Genomic DNA, 24,910 nt, shown 5'->3' on the forward strand with positions numbered 1-24,910 from the left:
TAGACTGTCACCCTGATCCACTGCCACAGCGACAACGATGTCTGAAACCTACGGTACGTTTGAAACCCTGCGCCAACAAAACGCCGTCTTGCGGGACACGGTGGCGTTGAATTCCGGCATTCAGCTGGCGGCCTGGTTCAATCAAAACGATACCGTGACGGTGCAGAGCGACCATCACACGCTCAGCCTGTATGTGGCCGATGGCTATGAGAGCTATCACAAAACGCCGTATGGCTGGAAAAATGGCGGGGGGCCGGACCGTTTTTGTCTGATGCCGAAAGACAGTGAGTCGAGTTGGGATATCCGCGACAACCTGTCATTTGTGCATCTGTATTGCACGGATGAACACCTGCGCGAAACCGGAGAGAAAATCTGGGATCGCAGCCCGACGTCGTTTCGTCTTGACGAAAAAACCTTCGCCATCGATGACAAAATCACCGCGCTGTACCGTCATTTTCTACTCGATGCCGACTGGCAACAACAGGCCAATCATCTGGCGCTCAGCTCGGCGACCACGCTGCTGTTAACGCATTTAATACAGCATTACACCAATGCGCAGTGGCAGTTGCCGAAAGTGACCGGTGGGCTGGCACCGTACGTGCTGCGTAACGTCCTGGCCTACATGGAAGCGAACCTTGCCCAGCCCATGACGCTGGCGGATTTAGCGCAGGAAGCGGCGCTCAGCGAATATCACTTTGCGCGTATGTTTACGCTGTCGATGAAAATGGCGCCGCATCAGTACGTGATGCAGCGCCGGATGGCGCGGGCGCAGGAGCTAGTGCGGCACACCGCGCTGCCGCTGACGGAGATCGCGTTGGCCTGTGGTTTTAGCTCCGCCAGCCATTTCAGCAACCGCTTCAAAAGTGCGCTGGGCATGACGCCATCCCAGCTACGCGCGGCGGGAAAATGACAGCACGCTAAAGCAAATTCCGCCCGCGACTAATCCCCAAAATGCCGAACCGACTCCGGCCAGTGTTAATCCGCTGGCGGTGACCAGGAAGGTAACAATTGCCGCATCCCGTTCGTTTTCCTTCGCCAGCGCCTGCACCAGACTGCCGCTGATGGTGCCGAGCAGCGCCAGGCCAGCCAGCATCTGGATCCAGGCGATGGGCAACGCCGCCATTAATGACGTAATCGACCCACCGAAAATGCCTGCCAGTAGATAAAAACCGCCTGCCGCGACGGCGGCTTTCCAGCGCTGATCTGCCTGCGGATGCGCTTCCGGGCTTTGGCAAATCGCGGCGGTGATCGCTGCAATACAAATCGAATAAACACCAAACGGCGAAAAGGCTAATGCGATGCCGCCGGTGATGACGATTAACAATGATACAGGGGCCGGATATCCGGCGGCTTTCAGGGTGGCAATACCCGGCGCGTTCTGCGACGCCATCGTCACCAGGAAGAACGGCAGGCCGACGCTCAGCAGCAGGGAAGGCGTAAATTCCGGCGCGATGTAGCGAGGCATCACAAACGTCAGATGCAGCATATCGCAGTGCAGTTCACCGGATAAAATGGCGACCGCGCTGCCCGCCAGCAATGCGGCAACCACCGCATAACGCGGGGTGAGGGCTTTAAACATCAGCCATGTCGTCAGCATACTGCCGCATAGCAGAATATTGTCTTGCAGGCTGGTGAAAGCCTGCAAACCAAAACGCAGCAAAATCCCGGCCAGCATCGCTGCCGCAAGTGAATGCGGGATAATTTTCATCAGCCGCGCAAACAGTCCGGTCAGCCCGCAGAGCACGATCAATGCATTGGCGAAAATGAAAATGCCCACCGCCTGATTCAGCGTCACACCCTGTAATCCCGTCACCAGCAGCGCCGCACCCGGCGTCGACCAGGCCGTCAGCACCGGAACTTTGCGCCACAGCGTCAGAATCAGTGTGCTGACACCCATCGCCAGGCCCAGCGCTGTCATCCATCCCGCGATAGTGCGCGCATCGGCACCGGCGGCGGCCGCAGCCTGCCAAATAATGGCGGCGGAACTGGCGTACCCCACTAAAACCGCGACAAAACCAGCGAGCAGAGTAGAGAAAGGAAATGCGCGCATAAAATTCCCTTGTGCGTTATAACGTCCGGACGGAATGTAGCATTGGGCGTTATAGCGCACAAGTGGTAAGCTTTAGAAAAAAGGAGCCGCCATGAATATTGCACAACATTTGGCCACCACTCTGAAAACCCTGCGTCAGCAGCGCGAGTGGAGCCTGTCAAAACTTGCGGAAGAAACCGGAGTGTCGAAGGCGATGCTAGGACAAATCGAGCGCAATGAGTCCAGCCCGACGGTCGCCACGCTGTGGAAAATTGCCACCGGACTGAACGTGCCGTTTTCGCTGTTTATCAGCCCGCCGGAAAGCGACGTCACGGCCTACGATCCGCAGCAGCAGGCGATGGTCGTCACGCCCATTTTTCCGTGGGATCCGGTTTTACATTACGATCATTTCGCGATTACCCTCGCGCCTGGCGCAATGAGCGAATCCACGCCGCATGAAACCGGCGTGATTGAGCACGTTGTGGCGATTAACGGCACCCTGGAAATGTGTATCGATGGGGAGTGGCAACCCGTTCAGCAGGGCCAGGGATTACGCTTTGCCGGGGATAAGGCGCATGCGTACCGCAACAGCACCGACAGCACAGTGCTGTTCCATTCATTAATCCATTACCCAAAAGAAAAAGCCGCAGACTAAGCTGCGGCAAGAGTGACAGTTCACAACGTGACGAGGAAAAATCCGGAATACGCAGTCACCGTACACCGCTGCCGCTGCGCCCGAAAATAGCAATTTCTTCAATGCTTTGCGGGTATCTGGAAAAAGCCCATTCTTATGGCGTGGAAAATGATTTCGTCGCGCCTCACTTCTGACTACAATAGCCGCCATTTTGACCCAACGGATAATAACGATGCGCCTGCGAAACCATCATCTTGAACTCCTGAGCCCGGCCCGTGATGCCAGCATTGCCCGTGAAGCGATTCTTCATGGCGCGGATGCGGTGTATATCGGCGGCCCTGGCTTTGGTGCCCGTCACAATGCCAGCAACAGCCTGAGCGACATCGCCGAGCTGGTGCCGTTTGCCCATCGCTATGGCGCAAAAATATTCGTGACGTTGAACACCATTCTTCATGATGATGAGCTGGAGCCTGCGCAAAAGCTGATCACCGACCTGTATCAGACCGGCGTGGATGCGCTGATTGTGCAGGACATGGGCGTTATGCAGCTCGATATCCCGCCGATTGAACTGCACGCCAGCACCCAGTGCGATATCCGTAGCGTTGAGAAAGCCAGGTTCCTGTCTGACGTTGGCTTCAGCCAAATCGTGCTGGCGCGTGAGCTGGACTTGCAGCAGATCAAAGCCATTCACGAAGCCACAGACGCTAACATCGAATTCTTCATTCACGGCGCGCTGTGCGTGGCGTATTCCGGCCAGTGCAACATTTCTCACGCCCATACCGGACGCAGCGCCAACCGTGGCGACTGCTCCCAGGCGTGCCGTCTGCCCTATACCCTGAAAGACGATCAGGGCCGCGTGGTGGCGTACGATAAACACCTGTTGTCGATGAAAGACAACGATCAGACTGCCAACCTGGCTGCGCTTATCGACGCGGGTGTGCGCTCCTTCAAGATTGAAGGGCGCTACAAAGATATGAGCTACGTGAAGAACATCACCGCGCACTATCGCCAGATGCTGGATGCGATCATCGAAGATCGTGGCGACCTGGCGCGGGCTTCCGCCGGGCGCACCGAGCATTTCTTCATTCCGTCGACCGACAAAACCTTTCACCGCGGTAGCACCGACTATTTCGTGAATGACCGTAAAGGTGATATCGGAGCCTTCGATTCGCCGAAATTTATCGGCTTGCCGGTGGGCGAAGTGCTGAAGGTCAGCAAAGAAAGTCTCGACGTCCAGGTGACCGAAGCGCTGGCGAACGGTGACGGCCTGAATGTGATGATTAAACGTGAAATAGTCGGTTTTCGCGCCAATACGGTTGAGAAAATCGGCGAAAATCGCTATCGCGTGTGGCCGAACGAAATGCCTGCGGATCTGTATAAAGCGCGCCCGAATGCCGCGCTTAACCGTAACCTCGACCATAACTGGTCTCAGGCATTGACCAAAACCTCCAGCGAACGCCGCATTGCGGTGGATATCGAACTTGGCGGCTGGCAGGAACAGCTGATCCTGACTCTGACCAGCGAAGACGGCGTGACCGTGACCCATACGCTTGATGGCAATTTTGAAGAAGCGTCAAATGCCGAAAAAGCGATGAGCAATTTGCAGGACGGCGTGGCGAAACTCGGCCAGACCATTTACTATCCGCGCGACGTGCAGGTGAATCTGCCTGGCGCACTGTTTGTGCCTAACAGCCTGCTGAACCAGCTGCGTCGTGAAACGGTGGAAATGCTCGACGCTGCGCGTCTGGCAGCGTATCAGCGCGGGAGCCGCAAAGCCGTTTCAACGCCTGCGCCGGTGTACCCGGAAACGCATCTGTCGTTCTTAAGCAACGTTTACAACCATAAAGCGCGTGAGTTTTATCATCGCTATGGCGTGCAGTTGATTGACGCGGCCTATGAAGCACATGAAGAGAAGGGCGACGTGCCGGTGATGATCACCAAACACTGCCTGCGTTTTGCGTTTAACCTGTGTCCGAAACAGGCGAAGGGCAACATTAAGAGCTGGAAAGCCACGCCGATGCAGCTGATCAACGGCGACGAAGTGCTGACCCTGAAATTTGACTGCCGTCCATGCGAAATGCATGTTATCGGCAAAATGAAAAATCACATCTTCAAGATGCCACATCCGGGCAGCATTGTGGCATCGGTCAGCCCGGATGAATTGATGAAGACCTTGCCGAAACGCAAAGGCTAGCGCCATCAGGCAACACCGTTGATACGGATTCTGTAGGCCCGGCAAGCGTTAGCGCCGCCGGGCAATATATTCAGGATTTAAAACCCGCCGCACTCATCAGCAGTCGAAAAAACATTCCTACCGCCGCCAGCGCCAGGTGGAAAGCATCAACACCAAACATGAACAACCTCGACATGAAACAGCGACCGCAGACTTGGTAAGGATTACGGCCCTGGCGTAGCAGAAACAGTCGAGGTTTATTTATCTATAACAGTGACTAAAATAATGATATTTTTCATCACTGTTATGAAAATGGCGGCGAAATCGACGATGAAAAAATACCAGCGCCTGGCACAGCAAATAACCGAGCAGATTAGCCTTGGTGTATGGCAACCGGGCGATCGTCTGCCGTCCCTGCGCGAGCAGGTCACCATCAGCGGCATGAGCTTTATGACTGTCGGTCATGCTTATCAACTGCTGGAAAGCCAGGGCCGAATCATTGCCCGACCGCAGTCCGGTTATTACGTCGCACCGCGTCCGGTGAAACAGCTTAAGGCCACGCCGCCTGCACAGGTGATGCGCGATGAAGCGGTGGACATCAATACCTATATTTTTGGCGTTCTGCAGGCCAGCCGCGATGCGACGGTGCTGCCATTTGCCTCGGCCTTTCCCGATCCGCATCTGTTTCCGCTCCAGCAGCTCAATCGTTCCCTGGCGCAAGTGAGTAAAACCGCCACTGCCATGAGCGTGATTGAAAATCTGCCGCCGGGGAATACCGAACTGCGTCACGCCATCGCACGCCGTTATGCCTTGCAAGGGATGAACATTTCACCGGATGAAATAGTGATCACCGCCGGTGCCCTGGAAGCGCTGAACCTCAGCCTACAGGCGGTGACGGAGCCAGGCGACTGGGTGATCGTAGAAAATCCCTGTTTCTATGGTGCGCTCCAGGCACTGGAACGCTTGCGTTTAAAGGCGCTGTCGGTGGCGTCAGACGTGAAAGAGGGCATCGACATGGCAGCGCTGGAACAGGCGTTGAAAGAGTATCCGGTGAAAGCCTGTTGGCTGATGACCAACAGCCAGAATCCGCTGGGATTCACCTTAAGCCCGGAGAAAAAAGCGCAGCTGGTCGCGCTGCTCAGCGCACATAACGTGGTGCTGATTGAGGACGACGTGTACAGCGAACTGTGGTTTGGCCGCGATAAACCGCTTCCGGCCAAAGCCTGGGATCGCGATGATATGACGCTGCACTGCAGTTCATTTTCAAAATGCCTGGTGCCTGGCTTTCGCATTGGCTGGGTGGCGGCGGGCAAACACGCGCAGCGCATCCAGCATTTGCAGCTGATGAGCACGCTGTCGACCAGTTCGCCGATGCAAATGGCGCTGGTCGATTATCTCGGTACCAAGCGCTATGACGCCCATCTTCGCCGTCTGCGCCGTCAGTTGGCGGAGCGCAAGCATCAGGCGTGGCAGGCACTGCTGCGCCATTTACCCGCCGAAGTGAAAATCCACCATAATGACAGCGGCTACTTTTTATGGCTGGAACTGCCTGCCGGTCTCGATGCCGGAGAGCTTGGCGCCCGGGCGCTGGCACACAAAATCAGCATCGCGCCGGGTAAAATGTTTGCGACCACCGACAGCTGGGCGTCTTTCTTCCGCTTTAACACCGCCTGGGGCTGGAGCGATCGCGAAGAGCAGGGCGTAAAAAAGCTCGGCCAGCTTATTATCGGAATGCTTAACGAATAGCCATTCTTATTTCCTGAATATCTTTTTCTCGAAATGAAAATAACCCGACCAATAATTGAAAAATGACCGTCGGGTTATTTTTTTTACGCGCCATAGGAAATTCGCATACCTCGCCTCATGCCTTAACACCTTGTCTATACTGGATTTAGTTAAGATATATCGCTGGATTTTTAGCGTAATGCGCCCTTTGTCACAACCTGGTGAAAATTCCCGGTGCAGGCAGGTCGCCGTGCATTCCGCCGTCTACGGTTATTAGGGGACATATTTTTACGGCACGGCTGCCGCCTGATTAATTCCGACAGGAGTAAAACACGATGAGCAAACAATTTGCCCGCAGCAGCCTGTGCGCGCTGGGTATGACTATCATGACAGCACACGCCGCCGAACCACCGACCACGCTGGGTAAAGCAGAAGGTCGCCTCGATATTATTGCCTGGCCAGGCTACGTCGAACGCGGCCAGAGCGATAAAAACTACGACTGGGTAACGCAGTTTGAAAAAGATACCGGCTGCGCGGTAAACGTCAAAACAGCCGCCACCTCTGACGAAATGGTCAGCCTGATGGCCAAAGGCGGTTATGACCTGGTCACCGCATCGGGCGATGCCTCACTGCGTCTAATCATGGGCAAACGCGTTCAGCCGATTAACACCGCGCTCATCCCTAACTGGAAAACCCTCGATCCGCGCCTGGAAAAAGGCGCCTGGTTTAACGTTGGTGGAAAAGTATATGGTACGCCGTATCAGTGGGGTCCGAACCTGCTGATGTACAACACCAAAACGTTCCCGACGCCGCCGGATAGCTGGAAAGTGGTATTCGTCGAACAAAATCTGCCGGACGGAAAAACCAACAAAGGACGCGTGCAGGCTTATGACGGCCCGATTTACATCGCTGATGCCGCGCTGTTCGTGAAGGCCACCCAGCCGCAGCTCGGCATTTCTGACCCCTATCAGCTCACCGAAACCCAGTACGCCGCAGTGCTGAAAGTGTTACGTGATCAGCACGCGTTGATTCACCGCTACTGGCACGATGCCACCGTGCAAATGAGCGACTTCAAAAACGAGGGCGTGGTGGCGTCGAGTTCCTGGCCATATCAAGCCAACGGTCTGAAAGCGGATAACCAGCCGATTGCGACCGTGTTCCCGAAGGAGGGGGTCACTGGCTGGGCTGACACCACCATGCTGCACGCGGAAGCCAAACACCCGGTGTGCGCTTATAAATGGATGAACTGGTCGCTGGAGCCAAAAGTACAGGGCGATGTTTCCGCCTGGTTCGGCTCGCTGCCGGTGGTACCGGAAGGGTGTAAAGCCAGTACGTTGCTCGGCGAAAAAGGCTGTGAAACGAACGGCTACACCTTCTTCGACAAAATCGCATTCTGGAAAACACCTATCGCCGAAGGCGGTAAGTACGTGCCTTACAGCCGCTGGACGCAAGATTACATCGCCATTATGGGTGGTCGTTAACGCCCGGGAGTTTGAACATGACGTACGCAGTTGAATTTCAGGATGTCTCGCGACTGTACGGTGATGTTCGTGCGGTGGATGGCGTCAGTATCGCCATCGAAGATGGGGAGTTTTTTTCAATGCTGGGGCCGTCAGGCTCCGGCAAAACCACCTGCCTGCGACTGATCGCCGGGTTCGAACAGCTTTCCGGCGGCGCCATCAAAATCTTCGGTCAAGAAGCCAGCGTTCTGCCGCCGTGGCAGCGCGACGTCAACACCGTATTTCAGGACTACGCGCTGTTTCCACACATGTCGATTCTCGATAACGTTGCCTACGGGCTGATGGTAAAAGGCATCGGCAAAAAACAGCGTCATACGATGGCGCAGGAAGCGCTGGAAAAAGTGGCGCTCGGTTTTGTGCATACGCGTAAACCGTCGCAGCTTTCCGGAGGCCAGCGTCAGCGCGTGGCGATTGCCCGGGCGCTGGTCAATCAGCCACGCGTGCTTCTGCTCGATGAACCGCTGGGCGCACTGGATCTCAAACTGCGCGAACAGATGCAGTTCGAACTGAAAAAACTGCAACAGGATTTGGGTATCACCTTTATTTTCGTCACCCACGATCAGGGCGAAGCGCTGTCGATGTCTGATCGCGTGGCGGTGTTTAACAACGGCCGTATTGAGCAGGTCGACACGCCGCGCGAGCTGTACCTGCACCCACGCACGCCGTTCGTCGCCAGTTTTGTCGGCACGTCAAACGTGTTTGATTCCGCGCAAACGTTGAAACTGTGCGGCATGACCGGGCAATGGTCGCTGCGCCCGGAGCATATTCGTCTTGATACGGGCGGCGATATTCAGGTCAACGGCGTGGTGCAGGCGGTGCAGTATCAGGGGGCGGCGACACGCTATGAAATTCGGTTATCCGGTGGTGAAAAGCTGCTGGTGAGTCAAGGGAATTTCACCGGTGGCAGCGTGCCAGAAGGCCCGACACCGGGCCAGAACGTACTGGCGTCGTGGTCGCGGGAGGCCATGGTCCCGCTGGATGGAGGGAGGTGAGATGACCATGAGTATTGCCCCGTTACCTTCCGCCAACCGCGCCAGGCGGGTGTCAGGTTTGTTCTGGCGAAAACCGTCGCTGGCACTGTTTTTGCTACTTCTCGGGCCGCTGATGTGGTTCGGTGTGGTGTATCTCGGTTCGCTGTTGACACTGTTGTGGCAGGGTTTCTACACCTTCGACGATTTCACCATGTCGGTAACGCCGGACCTGACTCTCGCCAATCTTAAAGCACTGTTTAACCCGGCCAACTACGACATCATCGTGCGTACGCTGGTGATGGCGATTTCCGTGACTATCGCCAGCGCTATTCTGGCGTTTCCGATGGCGTGGTATATGGCGCGCTACACCCGGGGCAAATGGAAAGCTTTCTTTTACATCGCGGTGATGCTGCCGATGTGGGCGAGTTACATCGTCAAAGCCTACGCCTGGACGCTGCTGCTGGCGAAAGACGGCGTGGCGCAGTGGTTTCTTGGTCACATGGGGCTGGAAGGGCTGCTCAACGAATTTCTGCTGCTGCCCGCAGTCGGCGGCAACACGCTGTCGACGTCGGGCTTTGGCCGCTTTCTGGTGTTCGTCTACATCTGGCTACCGTTCATGATCTTACCTGTTCAGGCCGCGCTCGAGCGTTTGCCGCCGTCGCTGTTACAGGCATCGGCGGATTTAGGGGCCTATCCGCGCCAGACGTTCCGTTATGTGGTTTTACCGCTGGCGATTCCGGGGATCGCGGCGGGGTCGATTTTTACCTTCTCGCTGACGCTCGGTGATTTCATCGTGCCGCAGCTGGTCGGCCCGCCGGGGTATTTCATCGGCAATATGGTCTACGCGCAGCAGGGGGCGATCGGCAACATGCCAATGGCGGCGGCGTTCACCATCGTGCCGATTGTGTTAATCGCCCTCTATCTGGCGTTCGTGAAACGTCTGGGAGCATTCGATGCACTCTGAAAGAGCACCGTGGTTCCTGAAACTGGCGGCCTGGGGCGGGGTTATCTTCCTGCATTTCCCACTCGCCATCATCGCCATCTATGCTTTCAATACGGAAGATGCTGCGTTTAGCTTTCCACCGAAGGGTCTGACGCTGCACTGGTTCAGCGTGGCAGCAGGACGAGGGGATATTCTTGAGGCAGTGACGTTGTCACTTCAAATCGCCGCACTCTCAACAACCATTGCGCTGGTGCTTGGCACGCTTGCTGCAGCGGCGTTATGGCGCAGTGAGTTTTTCGGCAAAAACGCCATTTCGCTGCTGCTGTTATTACCGATTGCGCTGCCGGGGATCATCACCGGGTTGGCGCTGTTGACGGCATTCAAGGCCATCAACCTTGAACCGGGTTTTTTAACGATTGTCATTGGGCATGCCACGTTTTGCGTTGTGGTGGTCTTTAACAACGTGATCGCACGCTTTCGCCGCACTTCATGGAGTCTGGTGGAAGCGTCGATGGATTTAGGTGCAAGCACCTGGCAAACCTTCCGCTACGTCGTGCTGCCGAATCTCGGTTCGGCGCTGCTGGCGGGGGGAATGTTGGCGTTTGCGCTGTCGTTTGATGAAATCATTGTCACCACATTTACCGCAGGCCACGAGCGCACACTACCGCTGTGGCTGTTGAACCAGTTAGGCCGACCGCGCGATGTGCCGGTGACTAACGTGGTCGCGCTGCTGGTGATGCTGGTAACGATGCTTCCGATTTTGGGTGCCTGGTGGCTGACCCGCGACGGCGAAACGGTCGCCGGTAGCGGTAAATAATTGAAAAGTACGGAGCGGAATATGCAACACAACTTATTGATTAACGGTGAACTGATCGCTGGCGCAGGGGAAATGCAGCCAGTATATAACCCGGCGACGGGAGAAATCATTCTGGAAATTGCCGAAGCCACGGCGGCGCAGGTCGATGACGCAGTGCAGGCCGCCGATCGGGCATTTTGCCAATGGGGCCAGACCACACCGAAAGCACGCGCCGAATGCCTGTTGAAACTGGCGGATGTGATTGAACAAAACGCCGAAGATTTGGCGAAACTAGAATCCCTCAACTGCGGCAAACCGCTGCACTGTGTTATCAACGATGAACTGCCTGCGGTAGTCGACGTGTTCCGATTCTTTGCGGGTGCGGCGCGTTGCCTGAACGGGCTGGCGGCGGGTGAATATCTGGAAGGGCACACCTCGATGATCCGCCGTGACCCGGTGGGCGTAGTGGCCTCAATCGCGCCGTGGAACTATCCACTGATGATGGCGGCGTGGAAACTCGCTCCGGCGCTGGCGGCGGGTAACTGCGTCGTTATCAAACCGTCCGAAATTACACCGCTGACGGCGCTGAAACTGGCGGAACTGGCGAAAGATATCTTCCCGGCGGGTGTGATTAATGTGCTGTTCGGGCGTGGCAAAACCGTCGGCGACCCACTGACCGGCCACGAAAAAGTCCGCATGGTATCGCTCACCGGATCTATCGCCACCGGCGAGCACATCATTTCCCACACTGCACCGTCAATCAAACGCACCCATATGGAGCTGGGCGGCAAAGCGCCGGTTATCGTGTTTGACGATGCGGATCTGGATTCGGTAGTGGACGGCGTGCGGACCTTCGGTTTTTACAACGCCGGACAGGACTGCACCGCCGCATGTCGACTGTACGTGCAGAAGGGCGTTTATGCCGCACTGGTCGAAAAACTCGGCGCGGCGGTTTCCACACTGAAAATGGGTTGTCCAAACGATGAGTCCACTGAACTCGGACCGTTGAGTTCTAAAGCACATCTGGATCGCGTCAGCCAGGCTGTGGAGGACGCCCGCGGCCTGAGCCACATCAAAGTAGTGACCGGCGGCGAAAAAGCACCAGGTAAAGGTTATCACTTCCAGCCGACCGTGCTGGCGGGGGCGAAGCAGGAAGACGACATCGTGCAACGCGAGGTGTTCGGCCCGGTGGTCAGCGTCACCGAGTTTGACAATGAAGAACAGGTGCTGGGCTGGGCCAACGATTCACAATATGGCCTGGCATCATCAGTGTGGACTAAAGACGTGGGCCGCGCCCACCGAATGAGCGCGCGCCTGCAATACGGCTGCACCTGGGTTAACACCCACTTTATGCTGGTCAGCGAAATGCCACACGGCGGCCAAAAACTGTCGGGCTACGGCAAAGATATGTCGGTTTACGGGCTAGAGGATTACACCGTGGTTCGGCATGTGATGATAAAACACTAAATCCATGTCCGGTAGCGCTGACGCTTTCCAGGCCTAAAAATGAAGGGATCGTAGGCCCGGCAAGCGTCAGCGCCGCCGGGCTGCGACTCTTTAATCGTTACTCTTCCAGATACACAATTCGATACCCATCCTTCGCCTCAACCAGATGCGCAAAGCCGGGCTTGCCCAAATGCATTCCGGCAATCAGTAGATTTTCTCGGGCGACCTGCTCGAATAGCTTTTTGCGGGTGGCCTCTGCCTGAGCAGGATCGTTATCGAACGCAATGGAAACGGCGGGGAGCGCGGTCTGAATATGCGGGAAATGCACGACATCGCCCCAAATCAGCAGGCTCTGTTCGCGGGATTCAATGCGGAAGCCGGTGTGACCTGGCGTATGGCCAGGCAGCCAGATTGGGGTAATGCCGCGCACGACCGCATGGTCGCCGAGGACATTTATCCGCTGTGCGTAGGCGTCCAGCGTGCGGCGGAACAGGGCAAAGTTGCGCTGTGCTCGTTCGCTGGCCCGCTGATATTTGTCGTCATCCAGCCAGTGTTCGATTTCCAGCGGATTAAGGTAAACCTCGGCTTGGGTAAAAACCGGAAGATCCTGGGCGTCCAGCAGGCCGCCGATGTGGTCAGGATGACCATGCGTGAGTAAAACAGTGTCGATATCCTCAGGACTGACGCCAACCGCTGCGAGAGAGTTTTGCAGCAGTCCTCCGGAATTGTTGAGCCCGCCGGTACCGGAATCTATCAATACGGTATGGCCGTGACCGCGAATAAGATAGCCGTGAATATGAATATTGCCGGCGTCGGTTATCCCGGCCTCGCGCTGAATGTCGCCCGCGACGGCACTGTCGACGCCGGACAACAGTTCCAGGCTGGCGGCCATGTTACCGTCGCTCAGGGCGGTTACATGAAAATCACCAATATGACGTGAAGTTAATTCAGAGCCGGACATTGCGTTCTCCCGTTGATTTTTCATCATCTTACACGCCGTCTCATGCCTTCGAAATTGAGAAAATTTCACGGCCCATCACGGCGGTGAATGACCTGAATTGTCTGTAATATTAGTCCTAATAATTGTAATGCTAACGATTGGCGCGTAATATTTGCAGCCCAAACCGCCACTAGCTCAGCTGGAAGAGCAAATGACATTTTATGTTGTAGTGTACGAGGTTCGAGGCCTCGGTGGCGGTCCAATTTCCTTTTACTCTGGCTTCTGCCTGGGTTTTCAGTATCCTGCTCCTGACAATCAATTCAAAAACACTATTCATACCCCCTTAAGGAGAGAGCGATGTTAGAAGGCTATTTTGATCTCGATGGCACCACCGGCCCGGATGCATCAGAAAACAGAAAACGTCTGCTGGCCGTTCAGGCAGCGTTAGAAATTTCGAAAGCGTCGGTTTCTGCTTCCACCGCAAATTCTGGCATTCGTAGCCAGATGGACCTGCGCAACGTGGCGCAGGAAGTGGCTTCCTTAGCGGACGCCATCCAGGATGCGCTGGAAGGGGCTGAGTAAGACCTCTTAATTGTGCTAAGCCGCCTGTGTGACGTGGGCGGCTTTTCTTTTGTCCATTCCACCAATAAACGCCAGGCAAAAAGGCGAAAACTGTCCATAATTCAGGATATCTAATGTCAGCTTTTGGGTTCTTCACGGCTGGCGTCCCTGTCATGGAGCGGTAAGACAATCGACACGCAATTTCTTTTTTCTGAACGACTGATCATGCGCCCGGTGCGCCCTGATGACGCCGATTGCCTCTTTCGCATTTATGGCGATCCCGCCACTAATACCTTCAATCCTGCCGGACCTTATCCCGACGTGACGTTTGCCAGAACGCGGCTCGCGCAGTGGCTCGACGGCTGGCAGAAACATGATATTGGTGAAATGGCTATCTATGACCGGCTACAACCTCAGGCGCTGATAGGTTTCGGCGGGATCAGCGTGCGTCCTCTGGGCAATGACCTGACTTACAATCTGGGCTACCGTTTTGCGACGGAGGCCTGGGGCAAAGGGTTGGCAACCGAGTTTTGCATCCGCATTCTTGACTATGCGTTCGACGAACGTGCGCTGGAAAAAGTCACCGCGGTGGTACGCGCCAACCATCTGGCCTCGCAACGGGTGCTGGTGAAAGCCGGACTGGCGCTGCGTGGGCAGGTGAATGATGTCGCTAAAGCGGATCCGAGTCTGTTCTACGCGCTGAAAGCGGAAGAGTGGCAGCGTAACCGCCAGGAGATGCTACGCCCGCACAATTCCAGACTAATCGGGTTTTGACAGTCTTCAGGCAGGTATGCGAGGATCGTTAGCTTTCTCATCCTGGTTATAAATCTTACGTTGTTATGAAGAAATTGTTTATTTGCGCCTTTGTCGCGCTGGCTTTTTTGAGTGGTTGTACAAATTCACCGGCGCACCGCATCGCGGAGTGCGAAAAGAAGGGGGGTTCTGAAGCGGCCTGTACCGCGGCGGAGTGGGATTATGAGAAGGTTAATCCGTTACCTCAGTACGACGCGAGCAACTACGATAACGCGGCGGCGTTGCAGGCGGCATTCAACATGAATGCGGCGAAGGTGAAATCTCCTGCGGAGTGAGTTTTAACTAAAAAACTGTCTGATGGTAATGATTTCCCCGAATATCGTTGCTAACAAAACGAAACAAAGTTAGAGGAAGGTCACAGACTATTTAAATAATCATTGCGGTCTACAACGCAATGATTATCATCGCTACACAAATATGATTGGATTGTTACTGCTGCGGCAGGCAAAACCTGACTTTCTCAAAAGAGGAATGTCAGGTTTTTTTGTTTTTTAATACCAGGTAATTACTCATTCAACTAAATGCAGTCAGCGGCGTGTATGTTTTTTTACGCGATGGTTAACTATTGCCTTTTAATAATATTGTTATCTCTGGGGTGTTTATATGGATATAGGCAGGCACGGTCTCTTAACCACGGCGTTTTTAGCACCGATGGCGTTTCCGGCATTGGTGCAAAGCGCGACGCAATTATCTTTAGAGCAACGCATGGAATTGCTTGAAAAGGATTTGCGCGAAACAAAAAAAGAACTGCAATATTATAAGTTGAAACAAGAAGAGGGAAGTCGAAGAAATATTTCCTCCATCAATGAGTTGCCCAGACAAACCACACGCCCTGATGACGTTATTGTGACATCCACTGTGCCGATATCGGGTGATACCGCAGCCAATGCAAGCTCACAAATCGCGGCAATCACTATGAAGGATTTAAGTCAATTCGTTAAGGAAGATATTGGTTTTAACTACAGTGGCTATTTCCGTTCGGGCTGGGGAACGAGCTCGCAAGGCTCACCCAAGTCTTGGGCGATTGGTTCATTAGGTCGTCTGGGGAACGAATACAGTAACTGGTTCGATTTACAGCTTTCGCAGCGTGTTTACAATGAAGGGGGAAAAACGGTTCATGCGGTGGTGCAGCTCGATGGCAACGTAGGGCAACAGTATTCTGCCGGATGGTTTGGAGATAACGTTTATAACGAAAATTTCCTTCAGTTTTCAGACTTATATGTCAACACCAAGGGCTTCTTGCCTTTCGCGCCAGACGCGGAGTTCTGGGTCGGTAAGCATCAGTTACCGATGTATGAAATACAGATGCTGGACTGGAAAACGCAGCGAACCGACGGCGGCGGCGGATTGGGCGTGCAGAATATGAAACTGGGTCGCGGTATGCTGGATATTGCATTAATTCGTGAAGATATCGACGGTTATAACCAGGATCTCAGTCAGTCACAGCAACTCAATATCAATACTGTTGATATGCGGTATAAATCAATTCCATTATGGAACAATGCAGAATTGATGGTAAATGGGCGCTATGCCATGGCAAATCAAAGCGACTATCAACATAACAATGAAGATCGGAACGGTTATTATCAGTGGAAAGATACCTGGATGTTCGGCACTGCGCTGAAACAAAAATTCGACGGCGGTGGATTTAATGAATTTAGCATTCTGCTGGCAAATAATTCATTGGCCAGTAGTTTTGCGCGTTACTCCGGTTCAAGTCCGTACACCTCTTTCAATGGGCGGTATTATGGTGAGCATACCGGGGGGACAGCATTACGTGTTGTCTCGCAGGGTGAGGCTTATTTGCGCAGCGATATTATCGTGGCAAATGCACTAGTGTATTCTCGTGGTGAAGATGTTTACAGTTATGAAACGGGAGCACATACTGATTTCGAAAGTGTGAGAGTGGTTGTCAGGCCAGCTTATATCTGGAGTGAGTTTAATCAGACCGGTATCGAAGTCGGCTATTTCAATCAAAAAAACACGAATCAATTTGGTGATACATTCACCGAAGCAGGTTATAAAACTACGCTCTACCACGCATTTAAAGTGGATACCAGTATGCTAACGTCTCGCCCAGAGATTCGTTTCTACGCCACTTATATACATGAGCTGAATAACGAACTCGATAACTTTAGTTTTGCGGATGAAAAAAACGATCAGTTAGCCGTGGGTGCGCAGGCTGAAATCTGGTGGTAATCCACCTTCAACATAAAGGAAACAAGGATGAACATAAAAATGCGTTATTTGTCTCTATTAATGCTTAGCATACTGGGTGCTCCGGCTGTAAAAGCGGCGAATCTGCCAGCCACCTCCCCGGTAAGTGAGCCTGCCAGTCAGTACATTACCGGCCTTAATAGTGACAACTCTGTGACCTGGCGTCTGTATGCGCCAACCGCAAAGCGGGTCGCTGTAGTAACAGGCAGTACGCCTGAGAGCCAGGTATCCCATGAGATGTCTCGCGATGCAAACGGCCTCTGGTCGTGGCGAAGCGGGCAGCTTAAACCAAACCTGTACGAATACTTTTTTGACGTTGATGGTTTTCGAACCATCGACACTGGCAGCCGCTTCCCCAAACCTCAGCGGCAGGTGAATACCAGCCTGATGCTGGTTCCCGGCGGGATTTTAGACCAACGCGCAGTTCCCCATGGCGAACTGCATACAATCACTTACTCTTCTGGCGCATTGCAGTCAGAGCGGCAGATTTATGTCTGGACGCCGCCGGGCTATAAGCCGGACGGTGAACCTCTTCCGGTGCTCTATTTTTATCACGGTTATGGCGATACCGGCTTGTCTGCGATTACGCAGGGACGCATCCCGCAAATCATGGACAATCTGTTAGCCGAAGGCAAAATTAAGCCGATGCTGGTGGTGGTACCGGATACTGAAACTGACATTAAGCAGGCAGTACCGGAGAATTTTGCCTCGGTGAATACGCGCAAAGATTTCTATCCTGCGAATGCCGCAGCAGCGGATAAAGAGCTGATGGAGGATATCATTCCGCTTATCGGCAATCGTTTCAATGTGCGCAAAGACGGCGCAGGCAGAGCGTTGGCGGGGCTTTCTCAGGGCGGATATCAGGCGCTGGTTTCAGGCATGAGTCATATTGACAGCTTCGGCTGGTTGGGGATGTTTAGCGGCGTGAGCATCATCTCGGTACCCAATGCAGCCGTATCCCAGCAGTTAATGCAGCCTCAGGCTATCAATAAACAACTGCAGAATATTACGCTGGTGGTCGGTGAAAAAGATGGGGTGACGGGTAAAGACGTCGCTGGCTTGAAAAGCGAATTTGAGCAGCGTGGGGTGAGGTTTACCTATAAAAATTATCCGGGCCTCGGCCATGAAATGGATGTCTGGCGGCCCGCGTATAGTGAATTTGTACAGCACATTTTCAATCGTGAGCCGCAGTAGGGGCAGCAATGAAAGTAGCCAAAGTACTCAATAACAACGTGGTGGTCATTCTGGATGAAAACCAGCACGAGCAGGTGGTGATGGGCCGCGGATTGGGTTTCCAGAAACAGATCGGGGATGCGCTGGATACGCGCAAAATCGAGAAAGTGTTCTCCCTGCAAAGTGATGAGTTGGTGGCGCGTCTGGGCGATTTACTGAGTCAGATCCCGTTGGAAGTGATGACCACCTGTGACCGGATTATCGAGCAGTCACGCGCGCAGCTTGGCAAATTGCAGGAAAGTCTGTACATCACGCTGACTGATCACTGCCATTTTGCTCTCGAGCGGCATCATAAGGGCGTGGCGCTGCGAAATGTGCTGTTATGGGAAATCAAACGCTTGTATCCGAAAGAGTTTTCATTGGGACAACAGGCGCTGGATATCATTGAAACACGTCTCGATGTGCGGCTGGCAGAAGATGAGGCCGGGTTTATTGCGCTACATTTGGTCACCGCCCAGCTCAACAGCGAAATGCCGGAAGTCATGCACGTTACGCGCGTCATGCAGGAAATTTTGCAGATAGTGAAATACCAACTGACGCTGGAGTACAACGAAGAGGCTCTGAGTTATCAGCGTTTCGTTACGCACCTGAAATTTTTTGCTCAACGAATGCTGAACCGCACGGTGGTAGCAGACGATGACGCTACGCTGCATACGGCGGTCAAAGACAACTACCCGCGCGCCTGGCGCTGTGCGGAGAAAATAAGTCGCCACCTGGTCAATGAATATCAGCGCGAACTGACCACGGAAGAAATCATGTTCCTCGCCATTCATATTGAGCGAGTGCGTAAAGAGAGCCTCACGCTTTCTTAAAAAACGGATTGTTACTGCTTTGGCAGGCAAAACCTGACTATCGGTCCTCTGTATTGAGTGGCTGAGGTCAGGTTTTTTTTCGTATATAACTCAGGCTACACAACGCCCGACGGGCGAAAGGAACGTATCATGCAATATCAAGAGATTGCGCGGGATATTCTGGCTCAGATAGGTGGACGGGAGAATATCGTCAATCTGGTTCACTGCGCTACGCGTTTACGATTCAAGCTCAAAGAGGGGAAGCGTGCCAACGCCGAGGTGCTGAAGAAGAATCCCGACATCATTATGGTGGTGGAAAGCGGCGGACAGTTTCAGGTGGTTATTGGCAACCACGTGCATGACGTCTATAACGCGGTTTGCGACGAAGCGGGGATCAGTGATGAAACCGTGGCGCCGCCGACGGCGGAAAAAACGAACCCTCTCAATAAGCTTATCGACATTATCTCCGGCATATTTACGCCGTTCCTTGGCGTGATGGCCGCATCGGGGATCCTCAAAGGTCTCTTGTCGCTGGCGGTGGTGTGCGGCTGGCTGGCCCCAAACAGCGGAACGTACACGCTGTGGTTTGCCGCCAGCGACAGCCTGTTTTACTTCTTCCCGTTAGTGCTCGGTTACACAGCAGGTAAAAAATTTGGCGGCAGCCCGTTCCTGACCATGGCGATCGGTGGAGCGCTGGCGCATCCGCTGGTTATCCAGGCCTTTCAGGCCAGTCATCAGGCGGGCGCAACGACGGAGCATTTCCTCGGTATCCCGATTACGTTTATCAATTACAGCGCTTCGGTTATTCCCATTATTTTTGCCGCATGGGTCAGCTGCTGGCTGGAGAAACGCTTTAACAAGATTTTCCCCTCGGCGGTACGCAATTTCTTCACCCCGCTGTTTTGTTTAGCCATTACTGTACCGCTGACGTTCCTGCTCATTGGCCCGGCGGCTATCTGGTTGAGTCAGTTGCTGGCGCAGGCGTATCAGGCAATATATGTCTTCATGCCGTGGCTGGCGGGGGCTGTCATAGGCGGTATCTGGCAGGTGTGCGTCATCTTTGGCCTGCACTGGGGGCTGGTGCCGCTGATGATCAACAACCTCAGCGTGCTCGGACATGACACCTTAGCGCCGCTGCTGCTGCCTGCGGTAACGGGACAGGTTGGGTCGACGCTCGGTGTGCTGCTGCGCACGCGTGATAAGAAAATGAAAGTGCTGGCAGGCTCGGCATTTACCGCCGGGATTTTCGGTATAACCGAACCGGCGGTGTATGGCGTCACCTTGCCTAACCGTCGGCCTTTCATTTTTGGCTGTATCAGCGGGGCGGTGGGCGGCGCAATTGTCGGGTTATGCCACTCAAGCGTCTACTCTTTCGGTCTGGTCAGCGTCTTCACCTTTGCACAGATTATTCCATCGGCCGGTGTCGATTTCACCGTATGGGGAGCGATTATCGGGACGGCGGTATCGATGGTGTTAGCCTGCGCGATGACTTGTATTTCAGGCCTGCCGCGTAGGGAGGGAAACACCACGGTTGCCGTCGCTGTCGCCGGTGAGAACGACATTCTGGCGCCGATGAGCGGCACGGTTCTGGCGATGGATCAGGTTACAGATACCACTTTTGCCAGCGGTTTACTTGGCCAGGGCACGGCGATTATCCCGCTAACAGGACAGGTTATCGCACCTTTCCACGGGGAAGTGGCCTCATTGTTCCAGACGCGTCACGCCATCGGTCTGCTAAGCGAAAGCGGTATCGAAGTACTCATTCACATCGGCATCGACACCGTCAAACTCGACGGACAGTATTTCATCGCCCACGTCAAAATGGGTGACAAAATTAAACCCGGCGATCTGCTGATCGAGTTCGATCGTCAGGCTATTCTTGATGCGGGATACGATCTTACTACGCCGGTAATCATCAGCAATAGTGAAGATTACACCGCTGTTGTTCGGACCTCAGATCAGCACATCATCCAGGGCGGGATGCCATTTTTAACGGTTACGCGTTAAATCAAAGGAGAATCAGATGAAAGCATTTCCTGAAACATTTTTGTGGGGCGGCGCAGTGGCTGCTAATCAGGTCGAAGGTGCATGGCAGGAGGACGGAAAGGGCATTTCAACGTCTGATGTTCAGCCGCACGGCGTGTTTGGCGAAATCAGAGAACGCAAGTCTGGCGATATGGGCATCAAAGATGTCGCCATCGATTTTTATCATCGCTATCCCGACGATATCGCCTTGTTCGCCGAAATGGGCTTCAGTTGCCTGCGGGTGTCAATTGCGTGGACGCGCATTTTCCCTAACGGTGATGAGCAGCAGCCCAACGAAGCCGGGCTGGCCTATTACGATCAGCTGTTCGATGAGCTGGCGAAGCACAACATCACCCCAATGGTTACTTTGTCTCACTACGAAATGCCGTGGGCATTAGTGAAAAACTATGGTGGCTGGGGCAATCGCGAGGTTATCACGTTCTTTGAACGCTACGCCCGTGTGGTGTTCACCCGCTTCAAAAGCAAAGTAAAACTGTGGTTGACCTTTAACGAAATCAACATGTCGCTTCATGCGCCAATGACCGGCGTGGGCCTTGCGGGAAACAGCACCAAAGCCGAGATTTATCAGGCTATTCATCAGCAACTGGTGGCCAGTGCTCTGGCGGTCAAAGCCTGTCATGAGCTTATTCCGGACGCGAAAGTGGGCAATATGCTGCTCGGTGGATTGATGTATCCGTTGACCTGTAAGCCAACAGACGTACTGGAAACCCTCCAGGAAAACAGGCAATGGTTGTTCTTTGGTGATGTGCAATGTCGTGGTGAATATCCGGGCTATATGCTGCGCTATTTCCGTGATAACAACGTCGAAATTGTAATGAGCGACAGTGACAGGCAGGCGCTGAAAAGCACCGTCGATTTTATTTCCTTCAGCTACTACATGACTGGTTGCGTCAGCGCTGACGAAGACGTGAATGCCAAAGCGCGCGGCAATATTCTCAGCATGATCCCCAATCCTCATTTGCCGGCCTCCGAATGGGGCTGGCAGATTGACCCGGTTGGCCTGCGCGTGCTGCTGAATATGCTGTGGGATCGGTATCAGAAGCCGCTGTTCATTGTCGAAAACGGACTGGGCGCGAAAGATAAAATTGACGCCGACGGTATCGTGAATGATGACTATCGCATCAGCTATCTCAACGATCATTTAGTGCAGGTCAGGGAAGCGATTGAAGACGGCGTGAACGTGCTGGGATACACCTGCTGGGGACCCATCGATCTTGTCAGCGCCTCGAAAGCAGAACTTTCCAAGCGATATGGATTTATCTACGTGGATCGTGACGATCAAGGCAACGGCACACTGGCGCGTTCGCGGAAGAAAAGTTTTTATTGGTATAAGGACGTCATTGCCTCGCGTGGCAGCAGCTTAAAACGCTAACGAGCTGTTAAAATAATGCCGGTCACCCTACAGTGACCGGGATTAACTCTCAGACTTTGCTGTTACTCTGTCCGCTGTGCGTCTTTAAATCCAGCCAAAGCGAATCGACAACAGACTAATAAGGGCAACGGCTGCAAAGAGATTAATCAGGAACACGGTTTTGCTCGACACTTCCATAACGCCTTCCTCTTTTTATCGGCCTCTATTGATATAGTCGCCAGCCAGAAGGTTCGCAATCAGACAAAGTCAGTTTTTACATAACCAGAGCAGTCGGTCGAAGTGAAATGTAAAAATTTGATACATGTCAAAAAAAATGGCATATTGCGCGCGAATTTTTTTGATACGGATCGGTTTTTTTCATGACGCTTTACCAGCATATGCTGATTTTCTACGCCGTAATGGCTTCCATCAGTGCCTTCATCACGTGGTTTCTCACCAAAGAGAGCAAGCGTATCCGCCTGATTGCCACTGTGTTGATTGGTGCCACCTGGCCTTTTAGTTTTCCGATCGCACTTTTGTTATCGATGTTTTGATCCGGACTGGGCTCGCCATTTCTTTATGGGTACTGTATAAAAATACAGTCAATAAGAGAGGGAGGAACCTATTCGGTGAATGCTCATTACCGGATGACGATGCATCAGCGGTAGTAAATGCCGGGATCCCGCTGCATATTGTGCCAGAAGCAGGACACTCCATGTCCTGGGAAAATCCATCTGCGCTGGCGGCAGTATTAGGGCGAATTTTTGTTCAGAAGGGTAGCTGACGCGGCGTGGTTTGCAGCGTTATCCAGCGCAGTTCAGTGAATTCATGAATGCCCGCGCGGCCACCGAAACGGCCATAGCCAGAAGATTTGCAGCCACCAAACGGCATTTGCGCCTCGTCGTGAACAGTGGGGCCATTAATGTGACAGATACCGGATTGCAGATTCTGTGCCACGTTCCACGCTCTGGCGGTATCGCGACTGTAGACCGCAGAAGAGAGGCCATATTCGCTCTCATTGGCGATAGCCAACAATTCAGCGTCGCCGCTGGCGCGGATAATAGCTTTCACCGGCCCAAAAGACTCTTCGGCCCACAGGCGCATTTCACGGGTGACGCCGTCGATCAGCGTGGCGGGCATGTACGTGCTGTCGGCTTTTCCTCCGGTCAGCACGCGTGCGCCTTTACCGACGGCGTCATCAATCAGTGCGTTGCAGCGCTCAACAGTGTGTTTATTCACCACCGGTCCCAGTAGCCCGGCAGGTAATGCTTTCACGCGGCTCACCAGGCTGTCGATAAACACCCCGGCAATGGCGTTATCGACGATGATGCGCTCGGTCGACATGCAAATTTGCCCGGCGTTGGCAAAAGCGCCGAAGGTAGCACCGGCTGCAGCCTGCGTAATATCGGCATCATCCAGTACCAGTAGCGGGGCTTTGCCGCCGAGTTCCAGTACCACAGGCTTAAGATAGCGGCCGCAGGTTTGCGCGATAATTCGCCCCACGCCCGTTGAACCAGTGAAATTGACCCGACGCACGGCCGGGTGCGCAATTAGCGCTTCTACCCGTTCTGGGGCATCAGCCGGATCGCAGGAAAGATAATTGACCACGCCTGCCGGGAATCCAGCGGCATCCAGCGCTTCAATAATCAAACGTTGGGTCGCAGGGGAAAGCTCAGAGCCTTTGAGAATAACAGTATTACCACAGGCCAGCGGGGTGGCGATGGCGCGTACGGCGAGGATCACCGGTGCATTCCACGGCGCCATACCGAGCACCACGCCGGCACCCTGGCGCACGCCCATCGCGAGGTTGCCCGGAACGTTTGAGGGAATAATCTGGCCGTCGATTTGAGTGGTCAGCGCGGCGGCTTCTCGCAGCACCTCTGCGCCCAGATGGACGTTAAAGCCCGCCCAGTGCGGTGTCGCACCGGTTTCAGCTGCCATCACGGTCACGAACTGTTCGCTGCGTTTTTCCAGTTCATCGGCGGCGTTCAGCAGCAGGTTTCGCCGAACCGCTGGCGTGGTTTCGCGCCATGAAAGAAACGCCTTGGCGGCTGCGTCAGCTGCCCGGACGGCATCATTGACGCTGGCAGCTGCCGCCCGACTGGCTACGGCATCGTTAACGGGATTACGCCGCTCAAAGGTGCGCTGGTCTTCAGCCATCACTGACTTACCGGCAATAAACAGGGGACAGATGACAGTCATACTTACCTCGTTGTTCTGGTTGACGAAATGAGTGTAGAGAGTGGTGGGGAGAAGACCAGACGCAGGGCGTTAATCGCACGCTTTATTTTGACAGGCAGTTAAGCATTAAAAGCCCATAATGAACCCATTAATCCCTGTAGATTGCACGGTTTTCTTTTAAGGAGGGGTTGTGGGATTTAGAACAATACTGGTGTTAGGCGTGGTGATGACAGGAATTCCGGTGTCGGGTATAGCAGGCGTTTTTGCCGAATCAAACGGGTCAGTGCTCTCCTGTACTTCAAATGATGGGACGACATATCAGGTCGACGTCACGCTTTTCCCGAAGACCCTAAGGGTCAATAACAGCTATTTAGAGCTGCAGTCTACCCGTGATGCCAATGACAACTTTAAAGTCGGTGTTTATAAACAGGCTGCCGGGGAATCTCACGCGCTGTTTGCGGTAAAAGCTGGGTTCAGACCGGTGCTTTTCGAAAGTAACACCCCGTATATTTGTCGTTAATACCCGCAGTAAAAGACTCT

The 24,910-nt window shown here is 53.9% G+C and carries 23 protein-coding genes, 1 tRNA gene and 1 pseudogene; 20 read left to right on the forward strand and 5 right to left on the reverse strand.

Annotated elements, in window-relative coordinates; translation table 11 throughout:
- Positions 1-37 precede the first annotated feature (37 nt).
- Positions 38-910 carry a helix-turn-helix domain-containing protein gene (locus MUU46_RS21550; protein WP_258966654.1) on the forward strand — a complete coding sequence of 291 codons (873 nt, stop codon included), beginning with the start codon at positions 38-40 and terminating at the stop codon, positions 908-910.
- On the opposite strand, the gene MUU46_RS21555 is transcribed toward MUU46_RS21550, so the two are convergent.
- Positions 890-2,050: a benzoate/H(+) symporter BenE family transporter gene (locus MUU46_RS21555; RefSeq protein WP_258966655.1), complete on the reverse strand. Its 1,161-nt coding sequence runs from the start codon at positions 2,048-2,050 to the stop codon at positions 890-892. The two genes, MUU46_RS21550 and MUU46_RS21555, sit on opposite strands and share 21 nt — an antisense overlap.
- A 91-nt stretch (positions 2,051-2,141) precedes the next feature.
- Here MUU46_RS21555 and MUU46_RS21560 point away from each other — a divergent pair, with 91 nt between their 5' ends.
- Positions 2,142-2,684, forward strand: coding sequence for a helix-turn-helix domain-containing protein (locus tag MUU46_RS21560; protein ID WP_159759034.1), 543 nt, complete (start codon positions 2,142-2,144; stop codon positions 2,682-2,684).
- Positions 2,685-2,895: 211 nt separating this feature from the next.
- Positions 2,896-4,857 (forward strand): peptidase U32 family protein, encoded by a 1,962-nt coding sequence (locus MUU46_RS21565; protein WP_159759035.1) that lies wholly within the window; start codon positions 2,896-2,898, stop codon positions 4,855-4,857.
- A gap of 70 nt (positions 4,858-4,927) precedes the next feature.
- Here the strand turns inward: MUU46_RS21565 and MUU46_RS22905 are convergent.
- Positions 4,928-4,993 (reverse strand): annotated as a pseudogene (locus MUU46_RS22905) (DUF2474 domain-containing protein); the annotation flags it as partial.
- Positions 4,994-5,166: 173 nt separating this feature from the next.
- On the opposite strand from MUU46_RS22905, the gene MUU46_RS21570 reads away from it, so the two are divergent.
- The 6 genes from MUU46_RS21570 (at position 5,167) to patD (ending at position 12,258) form a co-directional block, all read left to right on the forward strand.
- Positions 5,167-6,582, forward strand: coding sequence for an aminotransferase-like domain-containing protein (locus tag MUU46_RS21570; protein WP_258966656.1), 1,416 nt, complete (start codon positions 5,167-5,169; stop codon positions 6,580-6,582).
- 314 nt (positions 6,583-6,896) lie between these two features.
- Positions 6,897-8,042, forward strand: coding sequence for a putative ABC transporter substrate-binding protein YdcS (ydcS, locus tag MUU46_RS21575; RefSeq protein WP_258966657.1), 1,146 nt, complete (start codon positions 6,897-6,899; stop codon positions 8,040-8,042).
- 17 nt (positions 8,043-8,059) lie between these two features.
- The gene (locus MUU46_RS21580; RefSeq protein WP_258966658.1) at positions 8,060-9,073 is read left to right on the forward strand and encodes an ABC transporter ATP-binding protein; all 1,014 of its coding nucleotides are present in this window, start codon (positions 8,060-8,062) and stop codon (positions 9,071-9,073) included.
- A 1-nt stretch (position 9,074) separates the two neighbouring features.
- A complete protein-coding gene (locus MUU46_RS21585; protein ID WP_258966659.1) occupies positions 9,075-10,016 on the forward strand; it encodes an ABC transporter permease in 942 nt (313 codons plus the stop codon).
- Complete coding sequence (locus MUU46_RS21590; protein ID WP_159759040.1) at positions 10,006-10,812, forward strand: ABC transporter permease; 807 nt, start codon at positions 10,006-10,008, stop codon at positions 10,810-10,812. Before MUU46_RS21585 ends, MUU46_RS21590 begins: the two co-directional genes overlap by 11 nt.
- A gap of 21 nt (positions 10,813-10,833) precedes the next feature.
- Complete coding sequence (gene patD / locus MUU46_RS21595; RefSeq protein WP_159759041.1) at positions 10,834-12,258, forward strand: aminobutyraldehyde dehydrogenase; 1,425 nt, start codon at positions 10,834-10,836, stop codon at positions 12,256-12,258.
- 97 nt (positions 12,259-12,355) lie between these two features.
- On the opposite strand, the gene MUU46_RS21600 is transcribed toward patD, so the two are convergent.
- Positions 12,356-13,198 (reverse strand): MBL fold metallo-hydrolase, encoded by an 843-nt coding sequence (locus tag MUU46_RS21600; protein WP_374685032.1) that lies wholly within the window; start codon positions 13,196-13,198, stop codon positions 12,356-12,358.
- A gap of 163 nt (positions 13,199-13,361) precedes the next feature.
- Here MUU46_RS21600 and MUU46_RS21605 point away from each other — a divergent pair.
- The 9 genes from MUU46_RS21605 to MUU46_RS21645 all read left to right on the forward strand — a co-directional run bounded on the left by MUU46_RS21605 (position 13,362) and on the right by MUU46_RS21645 (position 22,210).
- Positions 13,362-13,439, forward strand: a tRNA-Lys gene (locus MUU46_RS21605).
- A gap of 95 nt (positions 13,440-13,534) precedes the next feature.
- Positions 13,535-13,759, forward strand: coding sequence for a hypothetical protein (locus tag MUU46_RS21610; protein WP_110508110.1), 225 nt, complete (start codon positions 13,535-13,537; stop codon positions 13,757-13,759).
- 204 nt (positions 13,760-13,963) lie between these two features.
- A complete protein-coding gene (locus MUU46_RS21615; protein WP_159759053.1) occupies positions 13,964-14,512 on the forward strand; it encodes a GNAT family N-acetyltransferase in 549 nt (182 codons plus the stop codon).
- 65 nt (positions 14,513-14,577) lie between these two features.
- On the forward strand, positions 14,578-14,826 hold the full coding sequence (locus tag MUU46_RS21620; protein ID WP_159759055.1) for a lipoprotein: 249 nt from the start codon (positions 14,578-14,580) through the stop codon (positions 14,824-14,826).
- Positions 14,827-15,160: 334 nt separating this feature from the next.
- The gene (locus MUU46_RS21625; protein ID WP_258966834.1) at positions 15,161-16,750 is read left to right on the forward strand and encodes a carbohydrate porin; all 1,590 of its coding nucleotides are present in this window, start codon (positions 15,161-15,163) and stop codon (positions 16,748-16,750) included.
- Positions 16,751-16,789: 39 nt separating this feature from the next.
- Positions 16,790-17,962 carry an alpha/beta hydrolase-fold protein gene (locus MUU46_RS21630; RefSeq protein WP_374685033.1) on the forward strand — a complete coding sequence of 391 codons (1,173 nt, stop codon included), beginning with the start codon at positions 16,790-16,792 and terminating at the stop codon, positions 17,960-17,962.
- A gap of 8 nt (positions 17,963-17,970) precedes the next feature.
- Entirely contained in the window at positions 17,971-18,813 is an 843-nt protein-coding gene (gene licT, locus MUU46_RS21635; RefSeq protein WP_159759059.1) for a BglG family transcription antiterminator LicT, read from the forward strand.
- 129 nt (positions 18,814-18,942) lie between these two features.
- Positions 18,943-20,799: a PTS beta-glucoside transporter subunit IIABC gene (gene bglF / locus MUU46_RS21640; protein ID WP_258966662.1), complete on the forward strand. Its 1,857-nt coding sequence runs from the start codon at positions 18,943-18,945 to the stop codon at positions 20,797-20,799.
- 16 nt (positions 20,800-20,815) lie between these two features.
- Positions 20,816-22,210 carry a glycoside hydrolase family 1 protein gene (locus MUU46_RS21645; protein ID WP_258966663.1) on the forward strand — a complete coding sequence of 465 codons (1,395 nt, stop codon included), beginning with the start codon at positions 20,816-20,818 and terminating at the stop codon, positions 22,208-22,210.
- 84 nt (positions 22,211-22,294) lie between these two features.
- On the opposite strand, the gene yncL is transcribed toward MUU46_RS21645, so the two are convergent.
- Positions 22,295-22,387: a stress response membrane protein YncL gene (gene yncL / locus MUU46_RS21650; protein ID WP_159759065.1), complete on the reverse strand. Its 93-nt coding sequence runs from the start codon at positions 22,385-22,387 to the stop codon at positions 22,295-22,297.
- A gap of 182 nt (positions 22,388-22,569) precedes the next feature.
- On the opposite strand from yncL, the gene MUU46_RS21655 reads away from it, so the two are divergent.
- Positions 22,570-22,743 (forward strand): GhoT/OrtT family toxin, encoded by a 174-nt coding sequence (locus MUU46_RS21655; RefSeq protein ID WP_258966664.1) that lies wholly within the window; start codon positions 22,570-22,572, stop codon positions 22,741-22,743.
- Positions 22,744-22,957: 214 nt separating this feature from the next.
- Here the strand turns inward: MUU46_RS21655 and MUU46_RS21665 are convergent, their stop codons facing one another.
- Positions 22,958-24,391 (reverse strand): aldehyde dehydrogenase, encoded by a 1,434-nt coding sequence (locus MUU46_RS21665; protein WP_258966665.1) that lies wholly within the window; start codon positions 24,389-24,391, stop codon positions 22,958-22,960.
- A 169-nt stretch (positions 24,392-24,560) separates the two neighbouring features.
- Between MUU46_RS21665 and MUU46_RS21670 the strand changes: the two genes are divergently transcribed.
- Entirely contained in the window at positions 24,561-24,890 is a 330-nt protein-coding gene (locus MUU46_RS21670) for a hypothetical protein (protein WP_159759071.1), read from the forward strand.
- Positions 24,891-24,910: the final 20 nt, after the last annotated feature.

It is taken from the genome of Scandinavium tedordense (assembly GCF_024764965.1).
In the GTDB taxonomy this organism is placed as follows: Bacteria; Pseudomonadota; Gammaproteobacteria; order Enterobacterales; family Enterobacteriaceae; genus Scandinavium; species Scandinavium tedordense.

Excerpts from the sequence above, each read along its gene's own strand:
- MUU46_RS21550 (WP_258966654.1), top strand. The coding sequence starts at position 38 with ATGTCTGAAACCTACGGTACGTTTGAAACCCTGCGCCAACAAAACGCC.
- MUU46_RS21555 (WP_258966655.1), bottom strand. The coding sequence starts at position 2,050 with ATGCGCGCATTTCCTTTCTCTACTCTGCTCGCTGGTTTTGTCGCGGTT.
- MUU46_RS21560 (WP_159759034.1), top strand. The coding sequence starts at position 2,142 with ATGAATATTGCACAACATTTGGCCACCACTCTGAAAACCCTGCGTCAG.
- MUU46_RS21565 (WP_159759035.1), top strand. The coding sequence starts at position 2,896 with ATGCGCCTGCGAAACCATCATCTTGAACTCCTGAGCCCGGCCCGTGAT.
- MUU46_RS21570 (WP_258966656.1), top strand. The coding sequence starts at position 5,167 with ATGAAAAAATACCAGCGCCTGGCACAGCAAATAACCGAGCAGATTAGC.
- ydcS (WP_258966657.1), top strand. The coding sequence starts at position 6,897 with ATGAGCAAACAATTTGCCCGCAGCAGCCTGTGCGCGCTGGGTATGACT.
- MUU46_RS21580 (WP_258966658.1), top strand. The coding sequence starts at position 8,060 with ATGACGTACGCAGTTGAATTTCAGGATGTCTCGCGACTGTACGGTGAT.
- MUU46_RS21585 (WP_258966659.1), top strand. The coding sequence starts at position 9,075 with ATGACCATGAGTATTGCCCCGTTACCTTCCGCCAACCGCGCCAGGCGG.
- MUU46_RS21590 (WP_159759040.1), top strand. The coding sequence starts at position 10,006 with ATGCACTCTGAAAGAGCACCGTGGTTCCTGAAACTGGCGGCCTGGGGC.
- patD (WP_159759041.1), top strand. The coding sequence starts at position 10,834 with ATGCAACACAACTTATTGATTAACGGTGAACTGATCGCTGGCGCAGGG.
- MUU46_RS21600 (WP_374685032.1), bottom strand. The coding sequence starts at position 13,198 with ATGTCCGGCTCTGAATTAACTTCACGTCATATTGGTGATTTTCATGTA.
- MUU46_RS21610 (WP_110508110.1), top strand. The coding sequence starts at position 13,535 with ATGTTAGAAGGCTATTTTGATCTCGATGGCACCACCGGCCCGGATGCA.
- MUU46_RS21615 (WP_159759053.1), top strand. The coding sequence starts at position 13,964 with ATGCGCCCGGTGCGCCCTGATGACGCCGATTGCCTCTTTCGCATTTAT.
- MUU46_RS21620 (WP_159759055.1), top strand. The coding sequence starts at position 14,578 with ATGAAGAAATTGTTTATTTGCGCCTTTGTCGCGCTGGCTTTTTTGAGT.
- MUU46_RS21630 (WP_374685033.1), top strand. The coding sequence starts at position 16,790 with ATGCGTTATTTGTCTCTATTAATGCTTAGCATACTGGGTGCTCCGGCT.
- licT (WP_159759059.1), top strand. The coding sequence starts at position 17,971 with ATGAAAGTAGCCAAAGTACTCAATAACAACGTGGTGGTCATTCTGGAT.
- bglF (WP_258966662.1), top strand. The coding sequence starts at position 18,943 with ATGCAATATCAAGAGATTGCGCGGGATATTCTGGCTCAGATAGGTGGA.
- MUU46_RS21645 (WP_258966663.1), top strand. The coding sequence starts at position 20,816 with ATGAAAGCATTTCCTGAAACATTTTTGTGGGGCGGCGCAGTGGCTGCT.
- yncL (WP_159759065.1), bottom strand. The coding sequence starts at position 22,387 with ATGGAAGTGTCGAGCAAAACCGTGTTCCTGATTAATCTCTTTGCAGCC.
- MUU46_RS21655 (WP_258966664.1), top strand. The coding sequence starts at position 22,570 with ATGACGCTTTACCAGCATATGCTGATTTTCTACGCCGTAATGGCTTCC.
- MUU46_RS21665 (WP_258966665.1), bottom strand. The coding sequence starts at position 24,391 with ATGACTGTCATCTGTCCCCTGTTTATTGCCGGTAAGTCAGTGATGGCT.